Origin of the sequence: Rhodosalinus sp. K401, from assembly GCF_041365735.1 — a bacterium.
GTDB lineage: Bacteria > Pseudomonadota > Alphaproteobacteria > Rhodobacterales > Rhodobacteraceae > Rhodosalinus.
This window is the reverse complement of the sequence record NZ_JBGFSI010000007.1, coordinates 176,217-192,533: the sequence shown is the minus strand read 5'-3', so window position 1 is coordinate 192,533 and position 16,317 is coordinate 176,217. Positions and strand designations below refer to the sequence as shown.

Annotated in this window: 21 protein-coding genes and 1 pseudogene; 20 read left to right on the top strand and 2 right to left on the bottom strand. The window is 69.9% G+C overall.

Features of this window, described 5'->3' with window-relative positions; translation table 11 throughout:
- Positions 1 to 24: 24 nt before the first annotated feature.
- Complete coding sequence (locus AB6A66_RS10385) at positions 25 to 393, bottom strand: hypothetical protein (RefSeq protein WP_371055824.1); 369 nt, start codon at positions 391 to 393, stop codon at positions 25 to 27.
- Between AB6A66_RS10385 and AB6A66_RS10380 the strand changes: the two are divergent.
- From AB6A66_RS10380 to AB6A66_RS10315, 14 genes and pseudogenes are all read left to right on the top strand, one after another.
- Positions 356 to 1,039: pseudogene (locus tag AB6A66_RS10380) on the top strand (phage tail tape measure C-terminal domain-containing protein); the annotation flags it as partial. The gene AB6A66_RS10385 and the pseudogene AB6A66_RS10380 overlap by 38 nt on opposite strands.
- Before the next feature lie 242 nt (positions 1,040 to 1,281).
- Positions 1,282 to 1,560, top strand: coding sequence for a hypothetical protein (locus AB6A66_RS10375; protein WP_371055823.1), 279 nt, complete (start codon positions 1,282 to 1,284; stop codon positions 1,558 to 1,560).
- Positions 1,560 to 2,186 carry a TIGR02217 family protein gene (locus tag AB6A66_RS10370; RefSeq protein WP_371055822.1) on the top strand — a complete coding sequence of 209 codons (627 nt, stop codon included), beginning with the start codon at positions 1,560 to 1,562 and terminating at the stop codon, positions 2,184 to 2,186. Before AB6A66_RS10375 ends, AB6A66_RS10370 begins: the two co-directional genes overlap by 1 nt.
- A complete protein-coding gene (locus AB6A66_RS10365; RefSeq protein ID WP_371055821.1) occupies positions 2,183 to 2,530 on the top strand; it encodes a hypothetical protein in 348 nt (115 codons plus the stop codon). The genes AB6A66_RS10370 and AB6A66_RS10365 overlap by 4 nt, the downstream gene beginning before the upstream one ends.
- Positions 2,523 to 2,654: a hypothetical protein gene (locus tag AB6A66_RS10360; protein ID WP_371055820.1), complete on the top strand. Its 132-nt coding sequence runs from the start codon at positions 2,523 to 2,525 to the stop codon at positions 2,652 to 2,654. The genes AB6A66_RS10365 and AB6A66_RS10360 overlap by 8 nt, the downstream gene beginning before the upstream one ends.
- Positions 2,655 to 2,658: 4 nt before the next feature.
- Complete coding sequence (locus tag AB6A66_RS10355) at positions 2,659 to 3,315, top strand: lysozyme (protein ID WP_371055819.1); 657 nt, start codon at positions 2,659 to 2,661, stop codon at positions 3,313 to 3,315.
- Positions 3,316 to 3,318: 3 nt separating this feature from the next.
- Positions 3,319 to 3,549 (top strand): hypothetical protein, encoded by a 231-nt coding sequence (locus AB6A66_RS10350; protein WP_371055818.1) that lies wholly within the window; start codon positions 3,319 to 3,321, stop codon positions 3,547 to 3,549.
- A complete protein-coding gene (locus AB6A66_RS10345; protein WP_371055817.1) occupies positions 3,542 to 3,643 on the top strand; it encodes a DUF3789 domain-containing protein in 102 nt (33 codons plus the stop codon). Before AB6A66_RS10350 ends, AB6A66_RS10345 begins: the two co-directional genes overlap by 8 nt.
- Positions 3,636 to 3,866 (top strand): hypothetical protein, encoded by a 231-nt coding sequence (locus AB6A66_RS10340; protein WP_371055816.1) that lies wholly within the window; start codon positions 3,636 to 3,638, stop codon positions 3,864 to 3,866. The genes AB6A66_RS10345 and AB6A66_RS10340 overlap by 8 nt, the downstream gene beginning before the upstream one ends.
- Positions 3,853 to 3,996 carry a hypothetical protein gene (locus AB6A66_RS10335; RefSeq protein ID WP_371055815.1) on the top strand — a complete coding sequence of 48 codons (144 nt, stop codon included), beginning with the start codon at positions 3,853 to 3,855 and terminating at the stop codon, positions 3,994 to 3,996. The genes AB6A66_RS10340 and AB6A66_RS10335 overlap by 14 nt, the downstream gene beginning before the upstream one ends.
- Entirely contained in the window at positions 3,993 to 4,877 is an 885-nt protein-coding gene (locus tag AB6A66_RS10330; RefSeq protein WP_371055814.1) for a DUF2163 domain-containing protein, read from the top strand. The genes AB6A66_RS10335 and AB6A66_RS10330 overlap by 4 nt, the downstream gene beginning before the upstream one ends.
- Positions 4,874 to 5,311: an NlpC/P60 family protein gene (locus AB6A66_RS10325; protein ID WP_371055813.1), complete on the top strand. Its 438-nt coding sequence runs from the start codon at positions 4,874 to 4,876 to the stop codon at positions 5,309 to 5,311. Before AB6A66_RS10330 ends, AB6A66_RS10325 begins: the two co-directional genes overlap by 4 nt.
- Positions 5,312 to 5,314: 3 nt before the next feature.
- The gene (locus tag AB6A66_RS10320) at positions 5,315 to 9,283 is read left to right on the top strand and encodes a glycoside hydrolase TIM-barrel-like domain-containing protein (RefSeq protein ID WP_371055812.1); all 3,969 of its coding nucleotides are present in this window, start codon (positions 5,315 to 5,317) and stop codon (positions 9,281 to 9,283) included.
- A 10-nt stretch (positions 9,284 to 9,293) separates the two neighbouring features.
- Positions 9,294 to 10,370 carry a DUF2793 domain-containing protein gene (locus tag AB6A66_RS10315; RefSeq protein WP_371055811.1) on the top strand — a complete coding sequence of 359 codons (1,077 nt, stop codon included), beginning with the start codon at positions 9,294 to 9,296 and terminating at the stop codon, positions 10,368 to 10,370.
- Between the two features lie 295 nt (positions 10,371 to 10,665).
- Here the strand turns inward: AB6A66_RS10315 and AB6A66_RS10310 are convergent, their stop codons facing one another.
- Positions 10,666 to 11,565, bottom strand: a complete 900-nt coding sequence (locus AB6A66_RS10310) for a LysR family transcriptional regulator (protein ID WP_371055810.1) — start codon at positions 11,563 to 11,565, stop codon at positions 10,666 to 10,668.
- A gap of 95 nt (positions 11,566 to 11,660) precedes the next feature.
- On the opposite strand from AB6A66_RS10310, the gene AB6A66_RS10305 reads away from it, so the two are divergent.
- From AB6A66_RS10305 to AB6A66_RS10280, 6 genes are all read left to right on the top strand, one after another.
- Positions 11,661 to 12,524, top strand: coding sequence for a pirin family protein (locus AB6A66_RS10305; RefSeq protein ID WP_371055809.1), 864 nt, complete (start codon positions 11,661 to 11,663; stop codon positions 12,522 to 12,524).
- Positions 12,521 to 13,468, top strand: coding sequence for an alpha/beta fold hydrolase (locus AB6A66_RS10300; RefSeq protein WP_371055808.1), 948 nt, complete (start codon positions 12,521 to 12,523; stop codon positions 13,466 to 13,468). The genes AB6A66_RS10305 and AB6A66_RS10300 overlap by 4 nt, the downstream gene beginning before the upstream one ends.
- Before the next feature lie 44 nt (positions 13,469 to 13,512).
- Positions 13,513 to 14,238 (top strand): isochorismatase family protein, encoded by a 726-nt coding sequence (locus AB6A66_RS10295; protein WP_371055807.1) that lies wholly within the window; start codon positions 13,513 to 13,515, stop codon positions 14,236 to 14,238.
- Positions 14,239 to 14,289: 51 nt separating this feature from the next.
- Entirely contained in the window at positions 14,290 to 14,859 is a 570-nt protein-coding gene (locus AB6A66_RS10290; RefSeq protein ID WP_371055806.1) for a hypothetical protein, read from the top strand.
- Positions 14,856 to 15,500, top strand: a complete 645-nt coding sequence (locus AB6A66_RS10285) for an exopolysaccharide biosynthesis protein (RefSeq protein WP_371055805.1) — start codon at positions 14,856 to 14,858, stop codon at positions 15,498 to 15,500. Before AB6A66_RS10290 ends, AB6A66_RS10285 begins: the two co-directional genes overlap by 4 nt.
- Before the next feature lie 140 nt (positions 15,501 to 15,640).
- Positions 15,641 to 16,276, top strand: a complete 636-nt coding sequence (locus tag AB6A66_RS10280) for a hydrolase (protein ID WP_371055804.1) — start codon at positions 15,641 to 15,643, stop codon at positions 16,274 to 16,276.
- Positions 16,277 to 16,317: the final 41 nt, after the last annotated feature.

The window sequence follows — 16,317 nt, the reverse complement described above, 5'->3', positions numbered from 1 at the left end:
CATCGTCGGCGCGGGCGAGCTGATCTACCAGTTCACGCGCCTCGTTGCGGCGACCGGCGGCATCGGCGAAGCGCTCGGTCTGCTGAAGGACGTGGCCGCGGAGGCTTGGGACCGGATCGCGCTGCGCGCCGGCGCTGCCTGGGCCCGGGTGGAGGCCGGCTGGGCGGCGGCGCAGGCGACGATCCTCGAGGGCCTGCAGGGCGCGACGGAGGCCGTGGTCGGCTGGGGCAACAGCACCGTCGCGACCTTCTCCGGCGCGTTCGACGCGGTGAAGGCGACCTGGGGCGCGCTGCCGGAGGCCATCGGGGACTTCGCCTTCCAGGCCGCGAATGCCCTGATCGACGGCGTCGAGTCGATGATCAACGGCGTGGTGGCGCGGATCAACCGGTTCATCACTCGGCTGAACGCGGCGCTCTCCAATCTGCCCGACTGGGCGACCGGCGAGGGCGGCCTCTCCATCGGCACCCTAGACCCGGTCGAGCTGGGCGGGGTCGAGAACCCCTTCGCCGGCGCGGCCTCGGCGGTTGGCGATGCCGCGGGAGATGCCTTCCGCGCCGCCATGGGCCGCACCTATGTCGAGGCGCCGGACCTTTTCGGCGGGATGGCCGCCGACGCGCGCGGTCGCGCTGCGGGCTACGCCGAGGCGGCCGGCATGCTGAAGGAGGCCGCCGCGCGCCCGATGACCGCCTGGCAGGCGCTGAAGGACGCGGTGGCGGGCGCGGGATCGGACGGCGCGGCGGCGCTCGAGGCGGCCACGGACTCCGCCGACCGGTTCGAGGACGCCCTCGGCGCGGCCGGACGGGCCGCCACCGAGGCCGGCGCCGCGGCTGGGGCGGCCGCCTCCGCGGCCGAGCCGAGCACCGAGCGGGCCGTCACCGGCTGGCAGGCGGTCACCGCCGCGCTGTCGGACTACGCCACGAAGGCCCGCGAGATCGGCGGCGACATCGGCCAGAGCCTCGTCGGCGCCTTTCGGTCGGCCGAGAATGCCGTGGGCGAGTTCGTGAAGACCGGCAAGCTGAAGGTCCGCGACCTCGTCACTTCGCTCATTGCCGATCTCGCGCAGCTCGCCGCGCGGCGTTTCATCCTGGGGCCGATCGCGGGTGCCCTCGGCAATGCGCTCGGGGGCGCCGGCGGGCTCTTCGCCAACGTCCTGCATGCCGGTGGCTTGGTCGGAGTACCGGGCCCCGGGCGCATGGTCCCTGCTGCGGCCTTCGCGGCCGCCCCGCNTTCGCCAACGTCCTGCATGCCGGTGGCTTGGTCGGAGTACCGGGCCCCGGGCGCATGGTCCCTGCTGCGGCCTTCGCGGCCGCCCCGCGGATGCATTCCGGCGGCACGCTCGGGCTTCGGCATGACGAGGTGCCGGCGATCCTGCAGCGCGGCGAGCGGGTGCTCTCGCGCCGGGAGGCGCGCGAGTATGACGCCCCGCGCCGCGACCGCGACCCCGCTCCGGTCGTCAACATCTCGATCCAGACCCGCGACGCCGAGAGCTTCCGGCAATCGCGGACGCAGGTCGCGGCCGACATCTCGCGCGCGGTGGCCATGGGCCGGAGGGGCATGTGATGGCGTTCCACGAGGTCCGGTTTCCGGACGATATCAGCCGGGGCGCACGGGGCGGGCCGGAACGGCGCACGCAGATCGTCGAGCTCGCCTCGGGCGAGGAAGAGCGGAACGCCAGCTGGGCCAACTCCCGCCGCCGCTACGACGTGGCCTATGGCATTCGCCGCGCCGACGATCTGGCAGCGGTGGTCGCCTTCTTCGAGGCGCGCAACGGGCGGCTCCATGGCTTCCGGTTCAAGGACTGGGGCGACTACGAGTCCTGCTTGCCGTCAGCCACGCCGAAGCCGACCGATCAGGCGATTGGCACCGGCGACGGCGCATCGAAGGCCTTCCAGCTGGTGAAGCGCTACGCCTCCGGCAGCCAGACATGGGCCCGGACGATAAGAAAGCCCGTCGCGGGCACGGTTCGCGTCGCCCTTGATGGCGTGGAGCAACTCGGCGGCTGGTCCGCCGACAAGACCACGGGCGTCGTGACGTTCGACACCGCGCCGGCCGCGAGCGTCGCGGTCACCGCAGGCTTTGCCTTCGACGTGCCCGTCCGCTTCGACACCGATGCGCTCGACGTGACGCTCGATCTCGAGCGGCTCGGCTCGATCACTTCCATCCCGCTTCTGGAGATCCGGCGATGAACGACCCCGGCAGCTTTGTGGCCGCGGTCCTGCGTGAACTCGCGGCCTCGACGGCGGTGATCCTTGCCGCCTGGGGCGCGCTCGGCGGGGCGACGAACGCGCTGACCACGAAGATGCGCCTGCGCGATGCGCTCCGGCACATCCTGCTCGGCGGGTTGATCGCGGCCGGGATGGGCAGTCTCTCCATGGCCGTCATCACGGCCTGGCTGGGGCTGCGGCCCGATGCGATCCCGGCCGGGGGAGCGGCAGGGTCGGCCGCCTATCTCGTCGGTGTCTTCGGCCCGGCCTTCATCGAGGTCGTCCTCGCCCGGCTGCGCGCCGCCAAGGGGCGCAAGGATGACTGAGCTTCTCCGCCTTGCCCGCGCGCTGCGCACCGAGTGCATGGATCCCCGCGCGCGGTTCGCGCACCGGCTGCGCGTCGGCCTCGCCGTTGCTGCGCTGATCCTGATCTTCTCGTTTCTGGAGTAATTCCATGCAGATGACCGAGCGGGGCCTTCTGGCCCTGGCCGGGCACGAAGGAGTCGTGCCCGCGCCCTACCGCGATTCCACCGGCACCTGGACCTTCGGCATCGGCCATACGGCCGCGGCCGGGCCGCCCGACCCAGCGCAAATGGCCCGCGGCATGCCCGCCAATCTCGACGCCGGGATCCGAGAGGCGTTCGAGGTCTTTCGTGCGGATCTCGCGACCTACGAGGCCGAGGTCCGGGCCGCGGTGACCGTCCCGCTTGCGCCGCACGAGTTCGATGCGCTGGTCTCGTTCCACTACAACACCGGTGGCATCGCCCGCGCTGCGCTCACCCGCCACCTGAACGCCGGCGACCGCAAGGCCGCGGCGCGGGCCTTCCTGAACTGGCGACGGCCGGCGGAGATCATCCCCCGGCGGGAGGCGGAGCGCGACCTGTTTCGCCATGGCCGCTATCCCGGCGGCACGATCCCGGTCTGGTTCGTGGATCGCACGGGCCGCGTGGACTTCTCGCGACCGATCCGTCGCCTGACCGAGGATGAGGCTCTGGCCTTGGCGCGCGGGCTGTCGCCAACGCCTCCGGTCCTCGCCCCATCACCCACTGCGCCGACCGGCTGGCTTGCCCGGCTGGCCGCCTTCTTCTCCACCCTGATCCGGAGGGCCTGACCTATGCGCTACGTTCGCCCCAACTCGCTCACCTGGTGGGCGGGACTTCTCGCCATGCTTACTGGCATCGCGTCGCTCGCATTGCCTTCCACCGGGCCGCTCGCGGAACTCTCCCGGCTCGTCGCACTGCTGGCCGGCTCTGGCGATGCCTCGCCCGCTGGCCTCATGTTCCTCGGTCTTGGCCTCATCGGCCTGCGCGACCGGATCGAGCGCGGGTTCCGCGGCGATGCTTGAGTTCCTCGCAGGTCTCATCGTGGGCGGCTTCCTCGGCGTCTTCGTGGTCGCCCTCTGTGTCGCCGCCGCACGCGGGGAGCGGGACGATGGCTGACCTCCTGATCTGGCTGGTCGCGGCTCTCGGCGTGGTCGGCGCCGTCGTCCTCGGACGGGTGTGGGGGCGCGCGGAAGGGGAACGCGTGGGCAAACGGGAGGCGGAACGCGATGCCATGGAAGAGACGATCGAGAAGGTGGAGCGGGGTCGCGCGGCGGTTCGCGACGGCCGCCGCGCTGGCGATCCCGCTGACCGGCTGCGCCGCAACAATGGGAAATGGTGACGCGGGCTGCGCCTCCTATGCCGAGGCGCGGCTCGCCCGGCCGCCCGCCGAGACCGTCGACGCTGTGCCGCCGGGCTGGGCGGACTGGATCGCCGATCTCGACGACCGCATGACGGGAACCTGCCGATGAAGTCGCTCGACCCTGCGCTGCAGGCCCATCTCGACGAGCGCACGACGACGCTCGCCTGGTGCTGGCGGATCACGCGTGCCGATGGCGTCACCTTCGGCTTCACCGACCACGACCGGACGCTCAGCTTCGACGGGACCGACTTCGAGCCGGAGAGCGGTCTGACCGCGTCCGAGGTGCGCTCGGGCTCGGACCTGTCGGTCGATGCGCAAGACGCCGAAGGGGTGCTGACCTCCGACCGGATCACCGAGACCGACATCCTCGACGGCCGCTGGGACAACGCCGAGGTCGAGGTCTGGCGGGTGAACTGGGCCAACACCGGGCAGCGCGTGCTGATGCGGCGGGGCGCCATTGGACAGATCCGGCGTGGACGTCTGGCCTTCGTCGCCGAGGTCCGGTCGCTCGCGCATGTCCTCGGCCAGACGGTCGGGCGGACATTTCAGGTGACCTGCGATGCCGCGCTCGGCGATGCGCGCTGCGGCGTTGATCTCGAGGACCCGGCCTACAAGGGCGCGGGCGCCGCAATCGATCTCCTGCGGGATCGGGCGTTCACCGCTTCCGGGCTCGGCGGCTTCGAAGCCGGCTGGTTCACGTTTGGCACGGTCGAATGGACGAGCGGCGCGAATGCGGGGCGGCGCACCGAGGTGCTGGGCCATGACCTGACGGACGGCATCGCCATCCTGACCCTGCTCGAAGCGCCGGTGCGCGCCATTGCCGAGAGCGACGCCTTCACCATCCGCGCGGGCTGCGACAAGCGGATCGAGACCTGCGGTGCGAAGTTCGCCAACACCGCCAACTTCCGCGGCTTCCCGCATATCCCCGGCCAAGACACGATCCTGCGCTACGCGACGAAGGACGGCGGTCACGACGGGGGCGTTCTGTGAGAGCCGCCGATACGGAACGGGTGATCGCGGCGGCGCGCGCGTGGCTCGGAACGCCCTACCACGACCAGGCCAGCCTGCGCGGTGTCGGCTGCGACTGCCTCGGGCTCGCCCGGGGCGTCTGGCGCGAGGTGGTCGGGCCAGAGCCGTTCCCGATCCCTCCCTACAGCCGGGACTGGGGCGAGACCGGCCCGTGCCAGGTGCTGGCCGAGGGCGCAAGCGCCATGATGATCCCGGTGCCAACCGGCGAGGCAGCTCCCGGCGCGCTGGTCCTCTTCCGCATGAAGCCCCGCGCCATCGCGAAGCATGTGGGGATCCTGACCGGGCCCGACACTTTCCTTCATGCCTACGAGCGGCTCGGCGTGATCGAGGAACCGCTCACGCAATCCTGGCGCCGGCGCATCGCCTTCGCCTTCCTGTTTCCTGACGAGGTCTGACCCGTGGCAACGCTTGTCCTCGGCGCGGCGGGCGCGGCGCTGGGCTCCAGCGTCGGTGGCACGCTGCTGGGTATTTCCGCGACGACCATCGGCGGCTTCGTCGGCTCGACCATCGGGTCCGTCGTCGACAGTTGGATCGTGTCCTCGCTCGCGCCGACCCAGCGGATAGAGGGGCCGCGGCTCGATTCCTTGCGGATCACGTCCTCGACCGAAGGTGCCGTCATCCCGCGCGTCTACGGGCGCATGCGGATGGGCGGCAACGTGATCTGGGCGACCGACTTCCGCGAGGAGACCAAGACCACCACGCAGGGCGGCGGCAAGGGCGGCGGGGGCGGTGGCAAGGTCAAGACCACCGAGTATCTCTACTACGCGAGCTTCGCCGTCGCGCTCTGCGAGGGCCCGATCACCGGCATCGGCCGCATCTGGGCGGACGGCAAGCTGCTCGACACCGCCGGGATCACCTGGCGCTGGTATCTGGGCGATGAGAGCCAGACCTCGGACCCGTTCATCGTGTCGAAGATGGGTGCGGCCAATACCCCGGCCTATCGCGGCACGGCCTATGTGGTCTTCGAGGAGTTGCCGCTCGGCAATTACGGCAACCGCCTGCCGCAGCTTTCGTTCGAGGTCTTCCGCCCGCTCGCCGATCCCGACACGGCCGAGGGTCTGACCCGCGCTGTCACGATGATCCCGGCCTCGGGCGAGTTCACCTACGCGACGACCGGCATCCGGAAGGGCAGCGGCGGCGCGCAGATCCCCGAGAATCTGAACGCGCTCTCCGACACTGCCGACATGGTGGTAGCGTTGGATCGCCTGCAGGCCATGGCGCCGAAGGTGGAGAGCGTCAGCCTCGTGGTGGCCTGGTTCGGGGACGACCTCCGCGTGGGCGAGTGCACGATCCGCTCGGGCGTCGAAGTCTCGGCGAAGACCACGAGCCCGCAGACCTGGTCGGTGAATGGCGTGGACCGGTCTGCTGCCCATCTCGTCAGCCGCGATGACCAGGACCGCCCGGTCTATGGCGGCACGCCGGCTGACTTCGCGGTGGTGCAGGCGATCAAGGAGATGAAGGCCCGTGGTCTGCGGGTGACGTTCTATCCCTTCATCCTGATGGACGTGCCGCCCGGCAACACGCTGCCGAACCCGTATTCCGACAACGCCGCCGAGACGGGCCAGTTGGTCTTTCCCTGGCGGGGGCGGATCACCTGTTCGCCTGCCGCTGGTTTCGCGGGGACCGTGGACAAGACCGCCACGGCGGCCGCGCAGGTGTCGGCTTTCTTCGGCAGCGCCAGCCCGTCCGACTTCGCCGTCTCGGGCGAAACCGTCTCCTGGACCGGCGCGGCAGGCGATTGGGGCCTGCGCCGCATGGTGCTGCATTATGCCCATCTCTGCGCAGTGGCGGGTGGGGTCGACGCCTTCCTGATCGGGACAGAGATGCGCGGGCTGACGACGATCCGCTCGGGCGCTTCCACCTATCCGGCTGTGCAGGCGTATCGGGATCTGCTCGCCGATGTCCGCTCGATCCTCGGGTCCGGCACCAAGATCGGCTATGCCGCCGACTGGTCGGAGTACTTCGGGCACCAGCCGGGCGACGGCTCGGGCGACGTGTTCTTCCACCTCGACCCGCTCTGGGCCGATCCGGAGATCGATTTTGTCGGGATCGACAACTACATGCCGCTGTCGGACTGGCGCGACGGGTTCGAGCATCTCGACGCGGCCGAAGGCTGGCCCGCGATCTACGACCGAGCCTACCTGCAGGCGAACATCGCGGGCGGCGAAGGCTTCGACTGGTTCTACGCCAGCGCAGCGGACCGCTCCGCGCAGGTGCGCACCCCGATCACCGATGGCGCGGCGGCCAAGCCGTGGGTGTTCCGCTACAAGGATCTGCGCGCCTGGTGGTCGAACCCGCACTACAACCGCCCGGGCGGGGTGGAGAGCGGCACGCCGACCGCGTGGGCGCCACAATCGAAGCCGATCTGGTTTACCGAGCTCGGCTGTCCCGCCATCGACCGCGGGACGAACCAGCCGAACGTCTTCTTCGACCCGAAATCCTCCGAAAGCTTCGTGCCGTACTTTTCCCGGGGCTGGCGCGACGACGCGATCCAGCGCGCCTATCTCGAGGCGACGTACCTCTGGTGGGGCGAGGCCGCCAACAACCCGCTGTCCTCGGTTTACGGCGGCCGGATGGTGCATGTCCCCGAATGCGCCGCCTGGACCTGGGACGCGCGACCCTATCCGTTCTTCCCGGCGCTGACCGACGTCTGGACAGACGGGGCGAACTGGCGGCTGGGTCACTGGCTGACCGGAAGGCTCGGCGCGGTGTCTCTGGCGGCGCTCGTCCGGCATCTCTGCCTGCGCGCCGGGCTGGCCGAGGATCGCATCGATGTCACCGGCCTCTGGGGCGCGGTCGAGGGTTATGCGATCGGCGCGCTGGAAAGCCCGCGCGCCTCGATCACCACGCTCGCGCGCCACTTCGGTTTCGACGCCGTTGAGAGTGAGGGCATGATCCGCTTCGTCATGCGCGGCCGGGCAGCGGTGGCGAGCGTCAGCCCCGACGATCTTGTCGCCGCCCGCGAGGGCGATGTCCTCGAACTCACCCGCGGCCAGGAGACCGAGCTGCCGCAGGCCCTGAAATGGCAGGTGGCCCGCGCGGACGAGGATTACGAAGCCGCGCAGGTGGAAGCGCGGCGCATCACCGTCGACACGACCCGGATCGCCTCGGAGAGCTTCCCGATGGCGGTCCCGCCGGAGGAGGCCGAACGCCGCTGCCGCCGCGCGCTGATGGAAGCCTGGACCGGCCGCGAGAGTGCGGTCTTCCGCCTGCCGCCGTCGCGCCTCGCGCTCGACCCCGCCGATGCCGTGTCGTTCGCACACGATGGCCGCGCCGTCCCGCTGCGGCTCGTCTCCATCGCCGATGCCGACGCGCGCGGCATCGAAGCCGTTCGCCAGGACCGGGAAGCGTATGACCTGCCGCCCGGCGCACCGCGGCCCTCGGCGCTCTCGCAGGCGGTGGTGTTTGGCGCGCCCGAGGCGGTGCTGCTGGACCTGCCGCAACTCGCCGAGGACCAGCCGGCGCATCGCCCCTTCGCCGCGGCGCACGCCGTGCCGTGGCCGGGCGAGATGGCGGTGTTCCGCAGCCCCTCGACGGACGGCTTCGAACTGCTGACCAGCTTCGGCACACGGGCCCGGATCGGCGTGCTGGTGTCTGACCTGTATGCTGGACCGACATCGCGCTTCGACCTCGGCAACGTGCTGGTGGTCGATCTTGTGACCGGCACGCTGGAGAGCATCACCGACCTGACCCTGTTCGGCGGGGCTAACGCGCTTGCCATCGAAAGCACGCTGGGCGTCTGGGAGATCGTCCAGGCGGGTGCGGCGGAACTGATTGCCCCGGGCCGGTATCGCCTGACCCGGCTGTTGCGCGGCCAGCGGGGCACCGAGGGCGCTATAGGCAATCCGACGCCCGCTGGCGCGCGGGTGGTGGTGCTCGACGACAGCCTCGCTTCGCTGCCCATCGCGGAGGCCGATCTCGGCATCCCGTGGAACTGGCGCATCGGCCCCGCCAGCCGCCAAGTCAGCGACGAGACCTATGTCGCCCAGACCTTCACGCCTCAGGGCGTCGGACTGCGGCCGTTCTCCGTCGCCCATGTCGAGCAGCCGTGGCGCAGGCCGCGCACGCCCGGCGATCTGACCATCCGCTGGACGCGCCGGTCCCGCGCGCTGGCGGCCGAAAGCTGGGGCGGGCTCGAAGTGCCACTGACCGAGGAACTGGAAGCCTACGAGGTCGAGATCCTCGATGGAGGCATCGTGAAGCGGGCGCTGAGCACGACCACGACCAGCGTGGTCTACACCGCCTCCCAGCAGACCGCCGATTGGGGCGCGCCGCTCGGCCCCGGCGACACGCTCGACATCCGCATCTACCAGCTCTCCGCCCTCGTGGGGCGGGGCGCGCCCAAGACCGTCACGCTCACGTTCTGAAGGCCATCCCATGTCCGACGCCACGACCCATCTCCTGCTGCCCTACATCCTGGCGGCGCAGGCGCAGAAGCACGTCAGCCACAACGAGGCGCTGCGCCTGCTCGACGGGCTCGTGCAGCTCTCCGTCCTCGACCGAGACCTCACCGCGCCGCCTGGCAGCCCCGCCGATGGCGACCGCTACATCGTCGGCTCGGGCGCGACGGGAGACTGGGCAGGCTGGGACCTGAATGTCGCGCTCTGGACCGATGGCGCCTGGCTGCGCCTTCCGCCGCGGACGGGGTGGCGCGCATGGGTCGAGGACGAGGGCCTGCTGCTGGTCTATGACGGCACGGGCTGGGTCGGCACCGCGCCCGCGGCGCTGCAGAACATGGCGCTCTTGGGGCTGGGCACGACGGCGGATGCCTCGAATCCGTTCTCTGCCAAGCTGAACGCCGCGCTGTGGACGGCGAAGACCGTGGCAGAGGGCGGCACCGGCGATCTCTTCTACACGATGAACAAGGAGGCCGCTGGCGGCGATCTCGGCCTGACGCTTCAGACCGGCTTCGTGACCAAGGCGCTGGTCGGCCTCTTCGGCTCCGACCGCTTCCGGCTCGCGGTCTCCGCCGATGGCAGCACCTTCTTCGACGGGCTCAGCGTCGGCAACGCCACCGGCATCGTCGATCAGCCCCGGCTGCCGCGGTTCAAGGCGTACACCAACTACGACAACTATGTTGGTGTGGGGGCCTGGACGAAGATCGGCCTCAACAACACCGACTACAACGACCAAGGGGCCTTCGACGCCGCGAACAATCATTTCGTTGCCCCGGTCGACGGCACCTACCTCTTCGGCGCGACGCTTCTCTACAAGATCAACGCCAGCGCTACGGCGCGCATGCGCGGGCGGCTCGTGCTGAACGGCACGACCGAAATCCGCGGCTCCCTCGGCGAAATCTCCGCCACCCATGTCTCGCTCGCCACCGCGATCTGGCTACAGACCATGGTGCCGCTCACCGCGGGCGATACCGTCGAGCTGCAGGGCAACTTCCGCGCCGCGGATGGCTACTTCGCCGCCGACCAGACGTCCTTCTGGGGCGCCAAGATCGGCTGATCCTGCTTCCTCGCTCTGGATCGCGAGTGTGATTGTTTTACTGCCGCTGGCTGCGAAACAGATCGGGAGGCCGCGCCAAAACAGAGACCGGGTGATCGGGTCGGAGAGAGCTCCATCCTGCCGCAACCGAAAAGGATATGCGTGACAGGCTCGCGAGTCTTGCCACGGGCCGGCACTCATACTTGAAAAGGCTCCTGCAGCACGGCTGGGCACCGTAGCGGGCGCGACCGGAACTGTGCCTGTGAGGTATCTGGCGCGCCTGCGGATCCCTTGCTTGATGCGCGGCATTCCGCGGTCACTGAGGCGGTCGCATGTCAGGCCGGGGCAGCTGAGTCTGCAGGAAAGTCGCAAAAAGGTCGGCCAGCGGTTTCCGTTCGGCGCGACCATGGTAAACGATAGAAATCTCCATCGGTGCGATGCGGCTCTCCGGCAGGACGATCTCGATCCGGCCCTGTCCGAGACTGGCGCGCGTGAGGAAGCGCGGCACCACGCCGATGCCCGCGCCACTCTCGACGAGCGCCAGCACCGTCTTGGGTTCATTCGCGCTCAGAGCGGCACGCAGCGTGACCGAGGCCGGGCCGTCCGGCCCCGTGCAAGTCACCGTCTGCTCGGACCGGTAGCCGACGATCCGGTGCCGTGCCAGGTCGTCCAGACCGGTCGGCCACCCCTCGGCTTCGAGATAGCCGCGCGCAGCCACGAGATCGCGCGGTTCCGACCAGAGGCTGCGTCGCGTCAGGGTGCTGTCGGGCAATCGGCCAACCCGGATGGCAAGGTCCAGGCCGTCCGCGATCAGATCATCGCGGTCGTTGGAGACGCGCAGGTCGATCCGAATGCCGGGGTACTGGTCGCCGAAGCGCGCAACCGCGGGACCGATCAGATCGGCGGCAAAGGCAAAGGGCAGGCTGACCCGAAGGGTGCCCTCGGGCCGGTCGCGCAGATTGTCGGCGCGCGCCAGAGCGTCCTCGGCCGCGGCGACGAGCTTTGCCGCGCCCTGCGCGACGGTGCGGCCCGCGTCGGTCAGGCGGCATCTGCGGGTGGTTCGCGCCACGAGTTGCAGGCCCAGCCCGGCCTCCAGCGCGGCGATGTGCTCGCTCACCGTGGACGCAGGGAGGCCGAGGCGCCGCGCGGCACCCGCGAAGCTGCCCGCCTCGGCCACGGCGGCGAAGGTCGCAAGGTGGTTGAGGTTGCGATACATTATCCGGATTTTCGAATTCTGATGTCGTTATCGCAAGATATCATTCGCTTTTCCGGCCGGCAATACTGGCGAAGAAGCCTTGTAAGACGCGTGCGATGATGTCCGACCCTTTCGTTTTTCCGATCCCGTCCGGGCTCGACAGGCCCGGCCTGCAGACCCTGGACCTGACCTTCGAGACGCGGCGCGCCGCGATCGACCCGTTTCTCGTGGTGTCCCTGTTCGAGATGTCGCAGCCAGCCTTCCCGCCCCATCCACATGCCGGTTTCAGCGTGGCGACCTACATCTTTCCCGAGAGCGAAACCGGCTTCTGGAACCAGGACAGCCTCGGCAATGTGAACCCGATCCCGCCCGGCGCGCTGCACCTGACCGTGGCCGGCTCGGGCGTGCTGCACGAGGAAACCGTCACGCGCAGCGGGCGCGCGGCACGCGGCTTGCAGATCTGGATCGACCACGCCGATGCGGATCGCACGGTGGCCCCGCGGGCGCATCACGTCGCGGCTGCGGAGGTGCCGCGGACCACTGGCGAAGGCGTGACCCGAGCCACGCTGCTCGGTCCCGACTTCGCGCCGGTGGCCGCGCGGATCGTCGATGTGGACATGACCGCCGGCAGCACCCTGCGCGAGACGATACCGGAGGGAGAAACCGGCTTCGCGGTGATCCGCGAGGGAGCGCTCGACACGCCGCAAGGGCGCGCGGGCCCGGCCACGGTCGTCCTTGCCTCCGACGGTTATCTTGACCTGACGGCCGTCGCGCCGTCGCGCTTGACGCTCTTCGGCGGACCTCCGCTGCGCCACGAGATCGTCGCCACGGGCCCGTTCGTCGCCTCGACCGAGGCCCAGGCGCGCAAGTTTCGCGACGATTACACCGCCGGTGCGATGGGGCATCTCGAGCCCTTCGCGCAATCCCGGCTCGACCACGACTTCGACAATTCGACCGGGCACGAAGGGGACCTGCCATGACACTCCGAACGACGATTGCCGCACTGGCGCTGGCGCTCCTGCCGACGCTGGGGGCCGCGCAGGGGACCGACCCCGGCACGCTGGACGACTTCGACACCCACCGCATACAGACCGCGCCGGGGGTGAACCTGTTCGTGCGCGACAGCGGCGGCGACGGCATGCCGCTGATCCTGCTGCACGGCTGGCCGCAACACGGACTGATGTGGCACGCCGTGGCGCCGGCATTGGCCGAGGACTTCCGCGTCATCGCGCCGGACCTGCGGGGTGCGGGGAATTCGTCGATCCCGGCTTCGGGATACGACAAGGTGACGATGGCCGCCGACATCGTCGCGGTGATGGACGCGCTCGAGATTTCGCGCGCGCATGTCGCGGGCTATGACCTCGGCTCCGGCGTGGCCTACGCGCTGGCCGCGGGGCACCGCGACCGGGTGGCGCGGCTGGCGGTGATGGAATTCGGCCTGCCGGGCTTCGGCTACGAGGACTACATGGCCCCGACGCCGGACTGGGACAACGGCGCCAACTGGCATCTGGGCCTGTTCACCCTGCCCGATGTGGGCATGATGGCCTTCCGGGGCCGCGAGCGCGAGCTGCTCAGCTGGTTCTTCTGGCACCTGGCCCATGACGGCGAGGCGGTCAGCCAGGAGCATTTCGAGGCCTATGTGCGCGCGCTGCAGCGCCCCGGGGCGTTGCGCGCCGGGATGAACTACTACGCCGCCGTGTGGCAGGACGCCGAGGACAACAGGGCACTGGCCGAGACGCCGCTGGAGACGCCGGTGCTCGCCATAGGCGGCGCCATGAGCGCGGGTCCGTTCGTCGCGCAGCTTTTCGCGCCGGTGGCCAGCGATGTAACCGCCGCCGTCATCCCGCAAGCCGGGCACTGGCTGGGCGACGAGAACCCGCGGGCGCTGGCCGAGACGCTGGCGGCGTTCTTCGCCGCCCGCTGACCCCGTCAATCGCCATCCCGAACCCTCGACCAAGGAGATATCCCATGCTGAAAGCCTGCCTGATCGCCACGACGCTCGCCCTGCTGCCCGCTGCGGCCGCGGCGGACGTGCAGACCGACCTGTCCGTCCAACGCGGCCCGGCCGAGCGCCTGACGCCCGAGAACACGGTCCTGATCTACGTCGATTACACCACCGGGCTCGACAACCTGATGAACACGCTGCCCGGCGCGGTCTACAAGAACAACATCGCCGCTTTTGCCAAGTTCAACCCGCTTTTCGAGATGCCCACGGCGATCCTCGGTACCGAGAACGACTACTACGGCAGCATGATCCCTGAAATCACCGAGAACGTGACCCACGACGCGCGCCGGTTCCCGCGGCGCACGGTGTCGGGTTACAGCGCCGAGATGGCGCGCTGGCTGCGCGAGAGCGGGCGCACCAACGTGCTGATCGGCGGCATCTCCATCGACAACTGCACCACGCATACCGCGCTCGACCTGCTCAACGCGGGCTACGACGTCTATGTCGTCGCCGACGTGTCCTCGACCAACAGCCGGCTTGTGGAGGATGTCTCGCTGATGCGGCTGGTGCAGGCGGGGGCCACACCGATCGGCTGGCTCGCCGCGCTGACCGAGCTCGGCCACCGCTGGGACGGCCCCTACGGCGACGGCATGCGCGACATCATCGCCACCCACTGGCCCGCCTCCACAGTGGGGCCCGTCGACGACACGACGCCCGGTCAGGGCGGGCTGGAGACCTTCGGGCAATGACGGTCATGGGCGCGTCGGCCAGTGCGGCCGGGAAGGAGGGGCGAGGGTCCGATGCGAGATTCTGATCTGTTCAAGCTTGGTGCGCTGCTGTTCGCCCTGTCGGGGGCCGCCAACATTATCGCCGATCTTGTCCCGGGCACTGCCTGGTTCAATCTGGCCGGGGTTGCGGCTGGTATTCTAGGGCTGCCCGCCCTTTATCTTGTGCAGCGCCGGGCGATCGGTCTCTCCGGGCTCGTCGCGGCGCTGCTTGCCGGGCTGGGGCTGATCGGTATCGCCGGGTTCCTGTTCGCGGACGCCGCGATCTTTCCGGCGCTTGCGGAGGACACCGTGGCGGCGATCACCGAAGGCGGCGCCGGGCTGGCGATCTTCGCCGCCGTGATCCTCTACGTCCTGGGCGTGCTCGCCTTCGCGGCGGCCAGTTGGCGCGGCGCCGTCCTGCCGCGCGCGGGGCTCGCGCTCTGGGCGGTGGGCACGGCCCCGACTGTGGCGGCCATTGCCCTGCCGCCGGTCGTCATGACCGTGGCCGAAATCGTCGCCGGTGCGGGCGTCGTGTGGCTGGCCCAAGCCGTCTGGCGCAGGGCTGAGCGAGAAGCACATTCCACCGATGGCGCAGGGGCGTGACCGAGCGGGCCGGATCGCCGCCGAGTGGGCGCCGGGTTTGCCTGCCACCGGGCGGGTTGGTCGGGCTGCTCGACGCCATGGCGCTCGCCGGCCGCGGCGAGCGTGTCAGCATCGGCGAGATCACCGCCGCGCTCGGCCCGGCGGGGCTCGGCGGCGCGGTCCTGGTGCCCGCGCTCGTTGCCCTGTCGCCGGCCACGGTCGTCTTCGGCGTCGCCTCGGTCTGCGGCATCGCCATCGCAGTTATTGCTGCGCAGATCATGATTAACGCGCCGCAACTCTGGCTGCCCGGGCCGATCTGTCGGATGACCGTCTCGCGCCGGACGCTTCTCTGGCTGCGCGACCGGCTGAACGGGCCTTTTGGCTGGATCACACGGCGGTCGCGCCCGCGGCTTCGGATCCTGATGCGCGCGCCGCTCGGCCATGTGCCCGGCGCGGCGACCCTTTTCGTCGGCCTGTCGATGCCGGTGCTCGAACTGGTGCCGCTCTCGGCGACCACGGGCGGGGCGGCGGTCACGCTGATGGTGCTGGGGCTGCTGCTCGATGACGGGCTGCTGGTCGCCGCCGGGCTGGCAGCCTGCGTCGGAGTCGCACTGCTGGTGGAGGCGCTCGGTAGCGGGGTCTGGGCACTCCTGGGGTTCTAGTGACACGGGCAGCAGGCGCTTCAGAAAAGGCCCGATCCAGGAACCGGCTCCGGAACACGGCCCCGAAGACCGGCGGCGCGCTCCGCCGGAACGTCCAATCGCGCCCCGTGAAGGGGTGACATAATGAAAGGAAACCGACCATGCACACGATCAATGACCTGACGATCGAGAACTCGGCCCTCTGCCTGATCGACCACCAGCCGTGGGTTGCCTTCCCGGTCACCTCGATCAGCCCCGAACACCTGACCAACAACGTCCTAGCGCTCGCCAAAACCGCCAAAGCGCTGAACGTGCCGGCGGTGCTCAGCACGATCAACGGCAAGAGCGGGCCCCTGCAGGACCCGCTGTTCCAGGGCCTGTCGGAGATCTGGCCGGACGTGACGCCGATCGACCGCACCAACACCAACGCATGGTCGGATCCGGCCTTCGTGGACGCGGTCAAGGGCACGGGCCGCCGCAAGCTGGTCATGGCCGGGCTCTGGACCGAGGTCTGCCTTGCCCAGACGGCGATCTCGGCCATGAAGGACGGGTTCGAGGTCCATTTCGTCGCCGACGCCTCGGGCGGGCTCAGTCCCGAGGCGCACGAGCGCGCCTGCCAGCGCATGATCCAGGCCGGTGCCATCCCCATGAGCTGGTTCGCCGTCGCCGCCGAATGGTCGCCGGACAACACCGCGCCCGAATACCAGAGCATGTATCCCATCACGCTCCGGCATGGCGGCGGGGTCGGATGGGCGGTGGAATACATCCTTGCCAATCTGCCCCAGCAGCAGGGGTGAGGACCGTGAAGATCCGCGGGCAACGTTGCGGACTTGCTCGT